The sequence below is a fragment of the Roseisolibacter sp. H3M3-2 genome, from assembly GCF_029211165.1.
Classification (GTDB): domain Bacteria; phylum Gemmatimonadota; class Gemmatimonadetes; order Gemmatimonadales; family Gemmatimonadaceae; genus Roseisolibacter.
Map to the genome: position 1 here is coordinate 1 of NZ_JARGEK010000096.1, position 14,245 is coordinate 14,245.

Consider the following 14,245-nt stretch of genomic DNA (forward strand, 5'->3'; position numbering starts at 1 on the left):
CCGCCGCGCTGGGGTGGGGGGCGCTGCCCGCGGCCGCCGCGGCCGGGCCCGGGTTCGGCGCGCTCGGCGGGATGCTGGGGCGGCTCTTCTCGCTGCCGTGGCCGGCGGTGCTGGCGCTCACGATGGCGCTGCCGGCGCTGCTGGCGTGGAGCGCGGCGGCGCTCGCCGAGGGGGCCGCGGCGCACCGGACGGCGTCGGCGCCGTAGGGCCGCCCGGCCGGGCAGGCGCGATTATCTTGCGCCACGCGCGGCGGCCGGCCGGCGGCCGCGCGGTCCGCCGTCCGTCCCGCCGCACCCCGACACGTGGCCACGTCCAACACCCCGCGCACCAAGATCGTCGGCACGCTCGGCCCCGCGAGCAGCACGCGCGAGTCGATCCGCAGCCTCGTCGAGGCCGGCCTCAACGTCGCCCGCATCAACTTCTCGCACGGCACGCACGAGCAGCACGCGGAGCGCATCCGCCTCGTGCGCGAGGTGTCGGAGGAGCTGGGCCGCCACGTCGCCATCCTGGGCGACCTGCAGGGGCCGCGCATCCGCATCGGCGACCTGCCGGCCCCGGCCGAGCTGGAGCCCGGCGCCGACCTGTGGCTGGTCCCCGAGGACGAGAGCCACGACGTCGCGAAGCTCGAGCTGCCGATCACGTACGAGCTGCTGGCGAACGACGTGCGCGCCGGCGACCGCATCCTCATCAACGACGGGCTGATCGAGCTGGTCGTGCTCGACGTGGTGGGGCGGCGGGTGCAGGCGCGCGTGGTGCACGGCGGGCGCGTGTCGAGCCACAAGGGGATGAACCTCCCCGGCGTGCAGGTCTCCGCGCCGTCGATCACCGACAAGGACAAGGCGGACGTCGTCTTCGCGGTCGAGCACCAGCTCGAGTACATCGCGCTCAGCTTCGTGCGCCGCGCCGAGGACGTGCACTCGCTGCGGGCGATGATCCCGCCGGGGTCGCTGATCGTCGCCAAGATCGAGAAGGACCAGGCGCTCGACAACATCGAGGAGATCCTGCAGGCGACCGACGCGGTGATGGTCGCGCGCGGCGACCTGGGCGTCGAGCTGCCGTTCGAGCGCGTGCCGCTGGCGCAGAAGCAGATCATCCAGCTGGCCAAGCGGCTCAGCAAGCCGGTGATCACGGCGACGCAGATGCTCGAGTCGATGGTCGAGCACCCGCGGCCGACGCGCGCCGAGGCGAGCGACGTCGCCAACGCGATCATCGACGGCACCGACGCGGTGATGCTGTCGGCCGAGACGGCGGCGGGGCAGTACCCGCGCCTCGCGGTGGGGGCGATGCGCCGGATCATCGCCGAGATCGAGGCGCACCCGACGCCGACGATGCTGCGCGACGAGCGGCGCGCCCGCGGCGCGCTGGTGACGACCGAGGAGGCGATCGCGGCGGCCACGGTGGCGGCGGCGCAGCAGCTCGGCGCGCCGCTGGTGATCGTGTTCACCAAGAGCGGCTTCACGGGCCGCATCGTCGGCTCGCACCGCCCGCCGGTGCCCGTGCTCGCGCTCACCGACAGCCCGCAGGTGGCGCGGCAGCTCGCGCTGGTGTGGGGCGTGGTGCCCGCGCTCGTGCCCGCGCAGGAGAACTACGCGTCGATGGCCGAGATCGCGCTCAGGCTGGCGGTCGAGCACGCGCTGGCGGCGCCGGGCGACCGCGTTGTGGTGACCGCGGGGCACCCGGTGAACTCGACGGGCACCACGAACCTCATGAAGGTCGAGGTCGTGCCGTGAGGGTCCGCGCCGTGGGGGACCGCGCCGTGACATGCGGCTGACGTTCCTCGGGACGGGCACGTCGTTCGGCGTCCCGCAGATCGGGTGCGACTGCGCGGTCTGCCACTCGCCCGACCCGCGCGACCGCCGCACGCGCGTCGGCGCGCTGGTCGAGACCGACGCCGGGCGCCGAATCCTGATCGACACGCCGCCCGAGCTGCGGCTGCAGCTCGTGGCGGCCGGGGTCGACGGCGTCGACGCGGTGCTCTACACGCACGACCACGCGGACCACACGCACGGCATCGACGACATCCGCGCCTTCACCGCGCGCGCCGGCGGGCCGCTGTCCGTCTACGCGTCACCGGCCACCGCCTCGGCGCTGGCGCGGAAGTTCCCCTACATCTTCGACGACGCGCTCCGCCCCCTCCCCGGGACGTACAAGCCGGAGGGGCGGCTGCGCGCGATCGAGGAGGGCGAGACCGTGGAGATCGCGGGCGTCGGGGTCACGCCGGTGCGCGTGCCGCACGGGATGGCCGAGGTGTTCGCCTTCCGCGTCGGCCCCCTCGCCTACGTCACCGACGCCAAGAGCATCCCGGCGGCGGCGATGGCGGTCCTCCGCGGCGCGCGCGTGCTGGTGGTGAACGCGCTCTTCCGCTCCCCGCACCCGACGCACCTGAGCATCCCCGAGGCGATGGACGCCGCCGCCGCCGTGGGCGCCGAGCGGACGTACCTGACGCACCTGACGCACAAGTACGCGCACGCCGAGCTGGAGGCCGAGCTGCCGCCGCACGTGCGGCCGGCGTACGACGGACTGGTGGTGGAGATCTGACTTCCCTCACACGCTCGACGCTCGACGCTCGACGCTCCGCCCGCGCAGCCGGGGAGCGTCGAGCGTCGAGCGTCGAGGGGAGAGCACCATGGCGCTGACGCTCGACTACACCAACATGTTCCTCCCCGGCGCCGTCACCGACGCCGACTGGGCCGAGAGCGCGGGGCGCTTCCGCGGCGCGCACGCGGCGGTCATGGGGAAGCACGGCCGCGGGGAGCTCGGATTCCTCGACCTGCCGGCCGACGCGGCGCTGCTCGCGCAGACGACGCAGTTCGCCGCCGCGGCGCGCGGGAAGTGGACCGACGTCGTCGTCCTCGGCATCGGCGGGTCGGCGCTCGGGCCGATCGCGCTGCGCACCGCCCTGCGGCCGTTCGCGTGGAACGCGATCCCGGACGCCGCGCGCGGCGGGCAGCCGCGGCTGCACGTGCTCGACAACGTCGACCCGGACACGATCCTGGCCACGATGGAGGCGCTGCCGCTGGAGCGGACGCTGTTCCTCGTCATCTCGAAGTCGGGCGGCACCGCCGAGACGATGGCGCAGTACCTCCTCGTGCGCGGCGCGCTCGACGCGCGCTTCGGCGCCCGCGCCGTCGAGCACCTCGTGTTCGTGACCGACCCGGAGAAGGGGTCGCTGCGCCCGATCGCGCGCGCGCAGAACGTCGCGGCGCTCGACATCCCGGCCAACGTCGGCGGTCGCTTCTCGGTGCTGGCGCCGGTGGGGCTGCTGCCGGCGGCGCTCATCGGCATCGACGTGGCGGCGCTGCTGGCCGGCGCCGAGGACATGCGCCGCCGCTGCGTCGAGGCCGACGGCGAGCTGGGGGCGAACCCGGCGGGCGCGTTCGCGGTGCTGCAGTGGCTCGCCCACGCGCGGCACGGGCGCGGGATCCACGTGCTCATGCCCTACGCCGACCCGCTCCGCGACTTCGCCGCCTGGTTCGTGCAGCTGTGGGCGGAGTCGCTCGGCAAGATCCAGCCGGACGGCACGTCGGTGGGGCCGACGCCGGTCCCCGCGCTCGGCGCCACCGACCAGCACTCGCAGGTGCAGCTGTTCATGGAGGGGCCGGCCGACAAGACCGTCACCTTCCTCGCGGTGGCCGGGCGCGAGGGGCGCGGCCCGATCCCGGCGCTGCACGGCGACGTCCCCGACCTCGCCTACCTCGGCGGGCACACGCTGGGCGCGCTGCTCGACATCGAGCGGCGGGCGACGGCCGGCGCGCTGGCCGCGCGCGGGCGCCCGAACATGACGCTCACCGTCGACGCGGTGGACCCGTGGCACGTGGGCGGGCTGATCATGCTGCTGGAGCTGGCGACGGCGTACGCCGGGGAGCTGTACGGCGTGAACGCGTTCGACCAGCCGGGCGTCGAGCTCGGGAAGCGCTTCACCTACGGCATGATGGGGCGCCCCGGCTTCGACGCGGCGCGCGCCGAGTTCGAGGGGCTGCCGCAGAGCGACCCGCGGCGGCGAGTCTGAAGCCGCTGCGGGCCGCGGCGTGCGGGTTCGGAATCCGCAGCCCGCAGCCCGCAGCGCAGCTCGGGCCCTTGCCCCCCCCGACCGCGCGGCCCGAGATTTCCGGACTCACCCAGCGATCCCCCGCCACCCTCCCACATCCCGATATGGACTCGCAGCTCGCACCGGCCGCCGCCGGGCTCTTCGGCGGCGCCGTCACCGTGCAGGACGGCCGCGTCACCGTGGTGCGCGAGGAGGCGCTCGCCTCCGAGCACATGGACGCGCTGGCGCGCCAGGCCGTCTTCGGCGACGACCGCGAGAAGGAGTGGGCGCGCTGGGTGATCTGGGAGATCGGCCAGCAGGTGGGCGTCCGCCCGGCGTCGATCCACGACCTCTACATGGCCCGCGGCCGCGGCGAGACGAAGGGGTTCACCGTCCCCGCCATCAACGTCCGCGCGGCCACGTACGACACCGCGCGCGCGATCTTCCGCACCGCCATCAAGCTGGACGCCGGCGCGTTCATCCTCGAGATCGCGCGCTCCGAGATCGCCTACACCGAGCAGCGCCCCGCCGAGTACGTGAGCGTGCTGCTGGCCGCCGCGCTGCGCGAGGGGTTCCGCGGGCCGGTGTTCGTGCAGGGCGACCACTTCCAGGTCAACGCCAAGAAGTTCGCCGTCGACGCGACCACCGAGGTCAACGCGGTCAAGCAGCTGGCCGTCGAGGCGATCCACGCCGGCTTCTACAACATCGACGTCGACACCTCGACGCTCGTCGACCTGTCGCAGCCCGACCTCGACGCGCAGCAGCGGGTGAACTACGAGCAGGCGGTCGAGCTGACGCGCTACGTGCGCTCGCTGGAGCCGAAGGGCGTGACCATCTCGATCGGCGGCGAGATCGGCGAGGTCGGGACGGAGAACTCGACGCCCGAGGAGCTGCGCGCGTTCATGGACGGCTTCAACCGCGTGCTGCAGGAGAAGGCGCCGGGGACGGCCGGGCTCTCCAAGATCTCGGTGCAGAGCGGCACGTCGCACGGCGGCGTGGTGCTCGCCGACGGCTCGATCGCCGACGTCGCCCTCGACCTCGACACGCTCAAGACGCTCGGCGAGATCGCGCGCGACGAGTACGGGCTGTCGGGGGCGGTGCAGCACGGCGCCTCGACGCTCCCCGACACGGCCTTCAACAACTTCCCGAAGACCGAGACGGCCGAGATCCACCTGGCGACGAACTTCCAGAACATGATGTACGACCACGTCCCGGCCACGCTGCGGTCGGAGATGTACGCCTGGCTGGACACGAACGCGCGCGACGAGCGGAAGGCGAACGACACCGACGAGCAGTTCTACTACAAGTCGCGCAAGAAGGCGATCGGGCCGTTCAAGAAGCAGCTGTGGGGGCTGGACGCCGAGACCAAGGCGCGCATCGCGGCGGCGTACGACGCCAAGTTCGAGTTCCTGTTCACGCAGCTCGGCGTCGCCGGCACCAAGAAGGACGTGACGCGGTTCGTGCAGGCGCCCGAGCTGCGGCGCCCGATGCCCGAGGGCGGGCGCCCCGCGGTCGAGGCGGCGCCCGACGACGCCGACCTGTCCGACTGACCGGCGCGAGCGGCGTGGGAGGCGGCGGGCCGCGCCTCCCCGCGCCCGGCGGGCCGTCGCCTTCGGGGGACGCGCTCGCCGGGCGCTGGCTTTTGGCGCTCGAGGCGCTGGCGGCACGGGCCGCGCACGCGGTCAACAACGCCCTCAACGGCGCGACCGTGAACGTCGAGGTGGTGCGCATCCGCGCCCGCGCCGCCGCCGACCGCGCCGGCGCCGCGCCGTTCGCCGAGGCGGCCGCCGGGGAGCTGGAGCGGGCCAACGCGCTGGCCGCGGCGCTCCTGGTCCTGGCGCGCGCGCCGCGCGGCCAGCCCGACGTCGTCGAGACGCTGCGCCAGGTCGCCGCCCTGCTCGGGCCGGCGCTCGAGGAGCGCGGCGTCACGCTCCGGGTCGAGCCGACGCGGGAGCGGGGGACGACGGCGGCGCCGGCCCACGCCCTGCGCCTCGCCCTCGTGCGCACCCTGCTGGCCCTCGGCGATGCCTCGGCGGGCGCGGCCGTGGGGAGAGGTCTAGCGGCCGAGCCCGGCGGCGCGGATTCTGCAGATGAGTCGGTCCGGCTTCTGCGGTGTACCTTCGGCCTCACCCCGACGCCCACCGTCCGTCTCGACCTTCCGGACGGCGTCGCGCCCGGGGGCACGCCGCTCGACGCGGCCGACCTCGACGCCCTCCGCGGGACCGGCGTCGGGATCCGCCGGACCGACGGCGCGTTCGTCCTGGACTTCCCGGCGCCATGACGCCGCCCGCTTCACGCCCAAGGATAGAGATGCAGCCCAAGATCCTCATCGCCGACGACGACCAGAAGGCCCGCGGCCCCCTCGGCGCGATCCTCGAAGCCGAGGGGTACGCCGTCGACACCGCCGACGACGGGCAGAAGGCGCTCGACATGCTGTCCGCCGGCACCTACGGGCTGGTCCTCGCCGACCTCAAGATGCCCAAGGTCGACGGCATCGCGCTGCTGCAGGCGATGCGCGAGCGGCAGATCCCCACCGAGTTCGTGATGATCACGGGCGAGGGGGGGACCGACGTGGCGATCGAGGCAATCCGCGCCGGCGCCGCCGACTACATCGAGAAGCCGCTGACCGCCGAGCGGCTGACCAAGCTCAAGGCGCAGATCCCGAAGCTGCTGTCGCAGTTCACGGTGCAGCAGAAGAACCGCGAGCTGGAGACGAAGCTCGAGGGGCTGACGTCGTACGGGGAGCTGGTCGGGCAGAGCGAGCAGATGCGCGCCGTCTACGAGATGATCGAGCGCGTGGCGCCGTCGATGGCGAGCGTGCTCATCCTCGGCGAGAGCGGCACCGGCAAGGAGCTCGTCGCCCGCGCGCTGCACAAGAAGAGCGACCGCGCGAAGGGGCCGTTCTACGCCCTCAACTGCGCCGCGCTCCCCAAGGAGATCCTCGAGAACCTGCTGTTCGGCCACGAGAAGGGCGCCTTCACCGGCTCGACCAACGAGAAGGCCGGCGCGTTCGAGGAGGCCCACGGCGGGACGATCTTCCTCGACGAGGTCGCCGAGATGGCGCCCGACATCCAGGTGAAGCTCCTGCGCGCGCTGGAGACGCGCACGGTGCGCCGCCTGGGCGGGAAGCGCGAGATCCCGGTCGACATCCGCATCGTCGCGGCGACCAACAAGGACCTGCAGAAGGCGATCGTCGAGAACGAGCTGCGGGAGGACCTCTACTACCGCCTCGCGGTGGTCGAGATCGACCTGCCGCCGCTGCGCGAGCGCGGCGCCGACGTGCAGCTCATCGCGCACGAGTTCCTGCGCCGCTTCGCCAAGGACAACGGGAAGAAGCTCGAGGGCTTCGACGACACGGCGCTGGACTGGATCAACACCTACCAGTGGCCGGGGAACGTGCGCGAGCTGCGCAACGCGGTCGAGAAGGCGGTCATCATGGCGCGCGGCGCCCGCGTGACGCTCGACGACATGGCGTCGCGGCGGCACCGCCTGACGGGCGAGTACGCGCAGATCGTGTCGGTCCCGGTGGGGGCGACGCTCGCCGAGACGCGCCGCCAGCTGGTCCTCAAGACGTTCGCGTCGAACAACGGGGACCTCGACCGGACGGCCAAGACGGTGGGGCTCTCGGTCCTCGACGTGCGCGCCGAGATCCAGGCGCTGCTCGAGCGCCGGGTGCGCGACGGGCAGGACGGCGCGGGCGACGGGGAGCCGGTGGCGATCGCCGAGGGGCCGGTGCTCGCCGACGGCCCCCCCGAGCCCCAGCGGCCGGTGACCCTCCCGCCGGACGTCGAGTCGCCGGTGGGGAAGGCACCCGGCAAGCCCGCCGGCGCCGGCCGGGCCCGCAAGACCGGTTGAGCCGCGGCCCCCGCGGTACACGACGTGCCCCGCCGGCGACTGCCCGCGGGGCACGTCGGCGGTAGATTGTCCGCGCGGCGCCCCGTCGCCCCCTTCCCAGCCAAGCGCCCCGACCCGCCCATGCGCCACGACTTCGACGACGAGCCGACCATCATCATCGAGAAGCACGGCGCCGGCGCCGGCTCCTTCCTCGTCGGCATTGCCCTCGGCGCCGCGGCGGCGCTGCTCTTCGCGCCCCGCACGGGGATCGAGACGCGCCAGATCATCGGGCGCCGGGCGCGCGACGCGCGCGACCGCGCGCTCGACGTGGCCGACGACGTCTCGCACCAGGTGACCGACCAGTTCGGGCGCGCGCGCGACGCCGTGACCGAGCGCGTCGACCGGGCGCGCGAGGCGGTGGACCTCAAGCGCCGCCAGGTGCAGCGCGCGATCGACGCCGGGCGCACCGCGGCCGCCGAGGCGCGCGAGGACCTGGAGCGGCGCATCGCCGAGACCAAGGCCGCGTACCAGGCCGGCGCCCGCGTCGCGCGCGAGGAGATGGAGCGCGGGCGCGTGGCCGGCGCCGCCGGCGCCGTGGCCGGCGGGGCCGGCGCGGCGGGGGCCGCGGTCGCGATCGACGGCGGTGTCTCCGAGCTCGACGACGAGATCTGACCCGCCGCGTCCCGAGCGCCGGGCGGCGCGCCCGAACAACCGCGGGGCGCGCCGGCCGGCGCTCGTGCAGGCGGGGTGGACGCTGCGCGACTACGCGCGCCGCGTCTGGGACAACTCGGGGGAGGACAACGTCTTCTTCCTCGCCGGCGGGATCGCGTTCAACATCCTGCTGGCCGCCGTCCCGTTCGCGCTCCTGCTGATCACCGGGCTCGCGTACCTGCTCGACCAGTCGGCCGAGCGCTCGACGCAGACGGTCTCGGAGCTGATCGACCGGATGCTCCCCGGCACGCTCACCGCCGGGCGCGACGCCCTGCACCGCGTCATCACCGACGCCATCAGCACGCGCGGGCGCGTCGGCCTCCTGAGCGCGATCGGCTTCGTCTGGTTCAGCACGCGCCTCTTCGGCTCGCTGCGCTCCGTGCTCGCCGAGGTGTTCGACATCGAGCAGGAGCGCGGGATCGTCGCCGGCAAGCTGTTCGACGTGAAGGTGACGGTCGTGTCGACGCTGCTGGTCGTCATCTACACGGTCATCTCGGCGTACCTCGCGATCGCCACGTCGCGCGGGGTGGCGGTGCTGCAGCGCGTGGGCGCGCGCGCCGACGTGATGGGCGCCTTCGAGTACTGGCTGGGGCGCCTGCTCGCGTTCGCCTTCATCGCGGCGATGTTCTACGGGCTCTACAAGTACCTCCCCGTGCGCCGCGTGCGGTGGCAGAGCGCGCTGCTCGCCTCGATGTTCACGAGCGCGCTGCTCGAGCTCGCGAAGTCGGCGTTCGGCTACTACATCCGCGAGTTCGACCCGGGGTCGTTCTACACGGGGACGCTGGCGGCGGTGGTGATCGTCGTGTTCTGGATCTACTACGCCGCGCTGATCTTCATCCTCGGCGGCGAGGTGGGGCAGGTGTACGAGCTGCGGCGGACGCGGCGGCTCCAGCGTGCAGTCCTGGAGGACTGAGGGGCGGGGCGGCGCACCGTCGCGGCCGGTGGAACGGATGTCGTTGCGGCGCAGTGACTTCCGTCACGGCGAGCGGAGCCGCGCGGCTGGCCCGAAGGTTGCCCTTGGGAGGGCGCCGCACCCACCCACACCTCTCAGGAGCCCACCATGCGCCAGTTCGCTCTGATCCTCTCCGTCGCCGCGGCGACGACGCTCGCCGCCTGCCAGAAGACGGGCGAGGGGGAGTTCCAGGTCAAGACGCCCGACATCGACGTGAGCACGGACACGACCACGATCCGCACGCCGTCGGTGGACGTGGGGACGAAGGTCGACACGATCAACACGCCGGTGGTCGGCACGACCAAGGACACGCTCATCATCGACCGCCCGACGGCCGGCACCAAGCAGACCGAGGTCAAGGTCCCGACGGTCGACGTGAAGCGTCCGTGAGCTGACCGTGCGGAGGTAGTCGTGCGGTAGGCGGGGGCGGGTGGAGGGCACGCCGGGGCGCGCTATCTTGCGCGCCATGAGCGCCTCCCCCGCCCCCGCCGCGTCGCGCGTCGACCTGCGCAGCGACACCGTCACCAAGCCCACCCCGGCGATGCGCCGCGCGATCGCCGACGCGGAGGTGGGCGACGACGTCCTCGACGGCGACCCCACGGTCCGCCGCCTCGAGCTGCGCGTCGCCGAGCTGCTCGGCAAGGAGCGCGCGTTCTTCTTCCCGAGCGGCACCATGGCCAACCAGGCCGCGGTGCTGCTGCTCGCGCGTCGCGGGACCGAGGTGCTGCTCGACGCGGCGTCGCACCTCATCGAGTGGGAGCACGCGGGGCTGGCCGCGATCGCCGGCGTGCAGATCCGCCCCGTGCCCGCCGGCGCCGGCAAGCGCGTCATGGACGCCGCCTCGCTGGCCGCGACGATCCGCCCGCCGTCGCTGCACGCGCCGCGCGCGAGCCTCGTCTGCCTCGAGAACACGCACAACGGCGCCGGCGGCGTGGTGACGCCGCTCGCCGACCTGTCGGCGCTGGCCGGCGTGGCGCGCGCGCAGGGGCTGCCGGTGCACATGGACGGCGCGCGCCTCTGGAACGCCGCCGCGGCGACGGGGACGCCGCTCGACCGCTTCGCGCAGTGCGTCGACACGGTCATGGTCTCGTTCAGCAAGGGGCTCGGCGCGCCGGTGGGCGCGGTGCTCGCCGGCTCCTCCGACGCGCTCGCCGAGTGCTGGATCGTGCGCAAGCGGATGGGCGGCGGGATGCGGCAGGCGGGGATCCTCGCCGCCGGCGCGCTGCACGCGGTCGAGCACCACCGCGAGCGCCTCGCCGAGGACCACGCGCGGGCGCGCGCGCTGGCCGCCGCGGTGGACGGCGTGGGCGGCGCGACGGTGGTGCCGCCCGACTCGAACATCCTGATGGTCGACCTGCCGGCGCCGGTGGTGCCGACGGTGGTCGCGCGCGCCGCCGACCAGGGCGTGCTGCTCTCGCCGTGGACGATGACGCGGCTGCGCGCGGTCACGCACCTCGACGTCGACGACGCGATGATCGCGCGCGCCGGGTCCGTGCTCGCCGGCATCCTCGAGACCGAGCTGGGACGCGCGGCCGCGGCCTGACGGGGCGCGGCACGACCCGCACGAAACGACGCGCGGCGCCGGGGAGCTCCCCGGCGCCGCGCGTGCGTTCGTGCCCGACGGTCAGCTGCCGCCGCGGGGCTTCGCGGTGCGCCCGCCCGACGACCCGCTCGACGAGCTGCCGGACGACGAGCCGCCCGACGACGCGCGTCCGGACGACGACCCCGAGGAGCCCGAGGACCGGTCGGCGCGCGGCGTCGCGCCCGGCGCCCCGCCCGACGACGAGCCGCCGCGAGAGTAGCCGCGCCCCGGCACCGCGCGCACGCGGCCGTCGTTGGAGTCGCCGCGCGGGACGATCACGACCGGGCTCCCGCCGGGATAGAACCCGCTGCCGAAGAAGCCGCCGAAGTACGGGTTGTAGAGGCCATTGAGCCCGTACGCGCCGTAGCGCGAGCCGTACGCCCCGTAGCGCCACCCGCCCCACCCGGGCGCCCCGAAGTAGGGATCCATGAGCACCGCGACCGGGCCCGGGCGCGGAGAGACGTCGGCGTTCGCGGCCGCCGTGCGGCGCTCCGAATCGCCGGTGGACGGATTGACCGCGAACTGCTTCGGATACGAGAGCGCCACCATCACGTCGATGACGCGCTCCGGGACGCCGCGGTCGGCGAGCGCCGTCAGCGTGCGGCCGTCGAGCGCGAAGCCCTGGCCGCGCGCGGCGAGCCACCCCTCGACCACCGGCGCGTCCGACAGCCGGACGGCCTCGGCCACCTGCTCGGGCGCGACCGGCGCGCCGAGCGCGAGCCGCGCGTCCTCGTCGCGCCGCACGGTCGCCAGTGCGCTGCGAACCTCGGCGGGGATGGCGGTCGTGGCGGTCGCGCGGTAGCGGTTCACGCGCACGCCGGCGCCGGTGCCGACCGACGCGCTGCGCACGTCGAGCCAGTCGCCGTCGGGGGTGAAGGCGAGGATCCCGCTGGCGCTGCGCGTCACGCCGCTGGCGCACGTCGCCGCGCTGCGCAGGTGCACGCGGCGGCCGTCGCCCGACCACTGCGCCTGCTCCCACCCCTCGCACCCGTCGGCGCTGCGCGGGCGGCGGTCGGCGGTCGCCTCGAGGCGGTCGCGCGCGGCCACCGCGCCGTCGGCGATCGTCAGCACCTCCACGGCGCCGCCCGACGCGGGGACGACGCAGACGAGCGGCGCGCCGGTGGCGACCGCGCCCGAGGCGTCGACGGGCGTCCAGCAGCCGAGGAAGGCGTTCCAGCGCGGGTCGGTGCCGCCCTGTGCGCCGGCCGCGGCGGCCGGGCCCACGAGCAGCAGGGCGGCGCCCAGGAGCCGGCGCGCGCGGCGGGTCGGTCGAGTGGTCATGAGGCCAGCCTCAGAAGCGGAAGGAGAGCCCGGCGGTGACGCCGAGGCCCGAGAGGTCGATGCGGTCGAGGGCGGAGAAGTCGCCCACCGGCGTCGCGCGTGCCCAGTTGTAGCGCGCCTCGGTGTTCAGCGCCACGCGCGGCGAGAGCGAGACGTCGAGCCCCGCCGCGCCGTGCGCCGTGGGCGCCCACCCCGACGACCGCGCCGTGCCGCCGACGACCGCGAGGTCGGGCGAGTCGACGTCGATGAAGTCGCCCGCCTGCTCGAAGCGGTACCACATCGCGCCGCCGCCCGCGCCGACGTACGGCGCCAGTCGCGCCGGCACCCACGCGAGGCGCCCGACCGAGCGGCCGCGCGGCGCGAGGTACGCGCGCAGCGTGCCGGTGACCGGGACGCGCGTGAACGTGTTGGTCTGCTCGATCTCGCGGTCGTCGGCGTCGGTGAAGTCGCGGTAGTTGGTGCGCGACCGCGCCCGGAGGTGGGCGCCGCCGACCACGAGGTCCACCCGGCTGCCGAGGGCGACCCCGATCTCCGCGCCCAGGCTGGTGCCGGTGAGCGCGCGCGAGCCGAAGGTCAGGTTGTCGCGCACGAAGTCGAACACGTCGCCGCCGCCGGCCGCGCGGTCGACCCCGGCGCGGAGCGTCAGCGAGCCCGAGGGCGCGCGGAACAGGAAGCCGTCGCCGCTCTGGGCGCCGGCGGCCGGCGCGAGCGCGAGCGAGGCGGCGGCGGCGACGAGCGGCGCGGCGGCGCGGGCGGATGGGACAGATCTCATCGGCGACTCTCGGCGGGCGTGGTCGTGACGACGCGGCGATACGCATCGCGCGGGGCACGGGGCGGGCCCACGGACGGCGGTCCGGCGGCATCGCCGCAACTCGCGTAACGCCAACCTGTTGTACTCGCGAGTCGGGCGCGGGTTGCGGGGCCCGGCGGACCGGAACGTCCCCGCGCGGGGACGGCGTCCGTCATCGCGGGGGGGCGGGGCGCCCGCGGGTTGAGAACGGGGGCGGCGCGGGCTAGCTTGCGGGTGCTCCAGGTCCCGGAGGGCGTGAGCCCGCTAACCGCGTCAGGACCCCGCAGGTAGCAGCGCCGTGTGGTGTCTCGCGTTGCTCCGTCAGGCCTGGAGTATCCGGCCGGCCATCGCCTTCGCGATGCCGGCCGGATCGCGTTCCCGGCACCCCGCGCCCGATCAGGCCGTCGCGTCGCGCGGCCGCTCGCCCGCCGAGCGGTACCAGTAGCCGACGCCGAGCAGGAAGGCGCCGACCAGCAGGTAGCTGCCGACGCGCAGCCCGACGGTCGCCAGCGCCGACGCCTGGGCCAGCGCCTTCACCGCCGCGTACAGCGCGAGCGCGAGCCCGACCTGCCGCGCCCCGGCCACCTGGCGCGCGCGTCCGACCGCGAGCGCCGCGCAGCCGGCCGCCGCGAAGTAGCCCACCAGCAGGAAGGTCGAGAGGTCGGGCGAGCCCGCGCGCGCCAGCTCCTCGCGCCCCCACAGCAGCGCGCCGACGGCCGGGAGCAGCGTCAGCGCCGTGCGCTCGCCGGGGGCGAACGGCGACCGCGGGTCGACGCGCGCGCGCCACGCCAGCACGGCCGCCGCCGCGACCGTCGCCGAGGCGCCCAGCGAGGGAAGGGTCAGGAAGGGCGCGTAGGCGAACGCCGGGCGGGCGAGCAGCAGCGCCGCGGCGCCGACCCCGCCGACCACCAGCGCGGTGAGACTCGGCAGTGTCGCCACGCGCTGGCGCACGAGGGCCGGGGCGAACGCGAACGCCGCCGCGTGGGCCGCCAGCGCGAGCACCAGGGCGTCGTCGCGCCAGCCGCCGCCGCCGTCGAGCGCCAGCACCGGGACCAGCAGCGCGGCCAG

General features: G+C 75.0%; 12 protein-coding genes, 1 other RNA gene and 2 pseudogenes. 12 read left to right on the forward strand and 3 right to left on the reverse strand.

What is annotated here, in order from left to right; all coding sequences use genetic code 11:
* The 11 genes and pseudogenes from PYV61_RS10210 to PYV61_RS10260 all read left to right on the forward strand — a co-directional run.
* Nucleotides 1-206: pseudogene (locus tag PYV61_RS10210) on the forward strand (hypothetical protein); the annotation flags it as partial.
* 96 nt (nucleotides 207-302) lie between these two features.
* Nucleotides 303-1,730: a pyruvate kinase gene (pyk, locus tag PYV61_RS10215; RefSeq protein WP_275831017.1), complete on the forward strand. Its 1,428-nt coding sequence runs from the start codon at nucleotides 303-305 to the stop codon at nucleotides 1,728-1,730.
* Between the two features lie 31 nt (nucleotides 1,731-1,761).
* A complete protein-coding gene (locus tag PYV61_RS10220) occupies nucleotides 1,762-2,538 on the forward strand; it encodes an MBL fold metallo-hydrolase (protein WP_275831019.1) in 777 nt (258 codons plus the stop codon).
* A gap of 88 nt (nucleotides 2,539-2,626) precedes the next feature.
* A complete protein-coding gene (locus PYV61_RS10225) occupies nucleotides 2,627-4,009 on the forward strand; it encodes a glucose-6-phosphate isomerase (protein WP_275831021.1) in 1,383 nt (460 codons plus the stop codon).
* A 143-nt stretch (nucleotides 4,010-4,152) separates the two neighbouring features.
* Nucleotides 4,153-5,577, forward strand: coding sequence for a class II fructose-bisphosphate aldolase (locus PYV61_RS10230; RefSeq protein WP_275831023.1), 1,425 nt, complete (start codon nucleotides 4,153-4,155; stop codon nucleotides 5,575-5,577).
* 14 nt (nucleotides 5,578-5,591) lie between these two features.
* Nucleotides 5,592-6,308, forward strand: coding sequence for a hypothetical protein (locus PYV61_RS10235; RefSeq protein WP_275831025.1), 717 nt, complete (start codon nucleotides 5,592-5,594; stop codon nucleotides 6,306-6,308).
* Nucleotides 6,309-6,337: 29 nt separating this feature from the next.
* On the forward strand, nucleotides 6,338-7,882 hold the full coding sequence (locus tag PYV61_RS10240; protein WP_275831027.1) for a sigma-54 dependent transcriptional regulator: 1,545 nt from the start codon (nucleotides 6,338-6,340) through the stop codon (nucleotides 7,880-7,882).
* Between the two features lie 120 nt (nucleotides 7,883-8,002).
* Nucleotides 8,003-8,533, forward strand: a complete 531-nt coding sequence (locus PYV61_RS10245; RefSeq protein ID WP_275831029.1) for a YtxH domain-containing protein — start codon at nucleotides 8,003-8,005, stop codon at nucleotides 8,531-8,533.
* Nucleotides 8,505-9,485, forward strand: coding sequence for a YihY/virulence factor BrkB family protein (locus tag PYV61_RS10250; RefSeq protein WP_275831031.1), 981 nt, complete (start codon nucleotides 8,505-8,507; stop codon nucleotides 9,483-9,485). The genes PYV61_RS10245 and PYV61_RS10250 overlap by 29 nt, the downstream gene beginning before the upstream one ends.
* A gap of 147 nt (nucleotides 9,486-9,632) precedes the next feature.
* A complete protein-coding gene (locus PYV61_RS10255; RefSeq protein WP_275831033.1) occupies nucleotides 9,633-9,914 on the forward strand; it encodes a hypothetical protein in 282 nt (93 codons plus the stop codon).
* Between the two features lie 76 nt (nucleotides 9,915-9,990).
* Nucleotides 9,991-11,067 (forward strand): GntG family PLP-dependent aldolase, encoded by a 1,077-nt coding sequence (locus PYV61_RS10260; RefSeq protein WP_275831035.1) that lies wholly within the window; start codon nucleotides 9,991-9,993, stop codon nucleotides 11,065-11,067.
* 81 nt (nucleotides 11,068-11,148) lie between these two features.
* Here the strand turns inward: PYV61_RS10260 and PYV61_RS10265 are convergent, their stop codons facing one another.
* Nucleotides 11,149-12,387 carry a hypothetical protein gene (locus tag PYV61_RS10265; protein WP_275831037.1) on the reverse strand — a complete coding sequence of 413 codons (1,239 nt, stop codon included), beginning with the start codon at nucleotides 12,385-12,387 and terminating at the stop codon, nucleotides 11,149-11,151.
* A 10-nt stretch (nucleotides 12,388-12,397) separates the two neighbouring features.
* Nucleotides 12,398-13,159 (reverse strand): hypothetical protein, encoded by a 762-nt coding sequence (locus tag PYV61_RS10270; RefSeq protein WP_275831039.1) that lies wholly within the window; start codon nucleotides 13,157-13,159, stop codon nucleotides 12,398-12,400.
* 256 nt (nucleotides 13,160-13,415) lie between these two features.
* Here PYV61_RS10270 and ffs point away from each other — a divergent pair.
* Nucleotides 13,416-13,512: signal recognition particle sRNA small type (ffs, locus tag PYV61_RS10275), an RNA gene on the forward strand.
* Between the two features lie 61 nt (nucleotides 13,513-13,573).
* On the opposite strand, the pseudogene PYV61_RS10280 reads toward ffs, so the two are convergent.
* Nucleotides 13,574-14,245: pseudogene (locus PYV61_RS10280) on the reverse strand (hypothetical protein); the annotation flags it as partial.

Excerpts from the sequence above, each read along its gene's own strand:
- PYV61_RS10220 (WP_275831019.1), top strand. The coding sequence starts at position 1,762 with ATGCGGCTGACGTTCCTCGGGACGGGCACGTCGTTCGGCGTCCCGCAG.
- PYV61_RS10225 (WP_275831021.1), top strand. The coding sequence starts at position 2,627 with ATGGCGCTGACGCTCGACTACACCAACATGTTCCTCCCCGGCGCCGTC.
- PYV61_RS10230 (WP_275831023.1), top strand. The coding sequence starts at position 4,153 with ATGGACTCGCAGCTCGCACCGGCCGCCGCCGGGCTCTTCGGCGGCGCC.
- PYV61_RS10240 (WP_275831027.1), top strand. The coding sequence starts at position 6,338 with ATGCAGCCCAAGATCCTCATCGCCGACGACGACCAGAAGGCCCGCGGC.
- PYV61_RS10245 (WP_275831029.1), top strand. The coding sequence starts at position 8,003 with ATGCGCCACGACTTCGACGACGAGCCGACCATCATCATCGAGAAGCAC.
- PYV61_RS10255 (WP_275831033.1), top strand. The coding sequence starts at position 9,633 with ATGCGCCAGTTCGCTCTGATCCTCTCCGTCGCCGCGGCGACGACGCTC.
- PYV61_RS10260 (WP_275831035.1), top strand. The coding sequence starts at position 9,991 with ATGAGCGCCTCCCCCGCCCCCGCCGCGTCGCGCGTCGACCTGCGCAGC.
- PYV61_RS10265 (WP_275831037.1), bottom strand. The coding sequence starts at position 12,387 with ATGACCACTCGACCGACCCGCCGCGCGCGCCGGCTCCTGGGCGCCGCC.
- PYV61_RS10270 (WP_275831039.1), bottom strand. The coding sequence starts at position 13,159 with ATGAGATCTGTCCCATCCGCCCGCGCCGCCGCGCCGCTCGTCGCCGCC.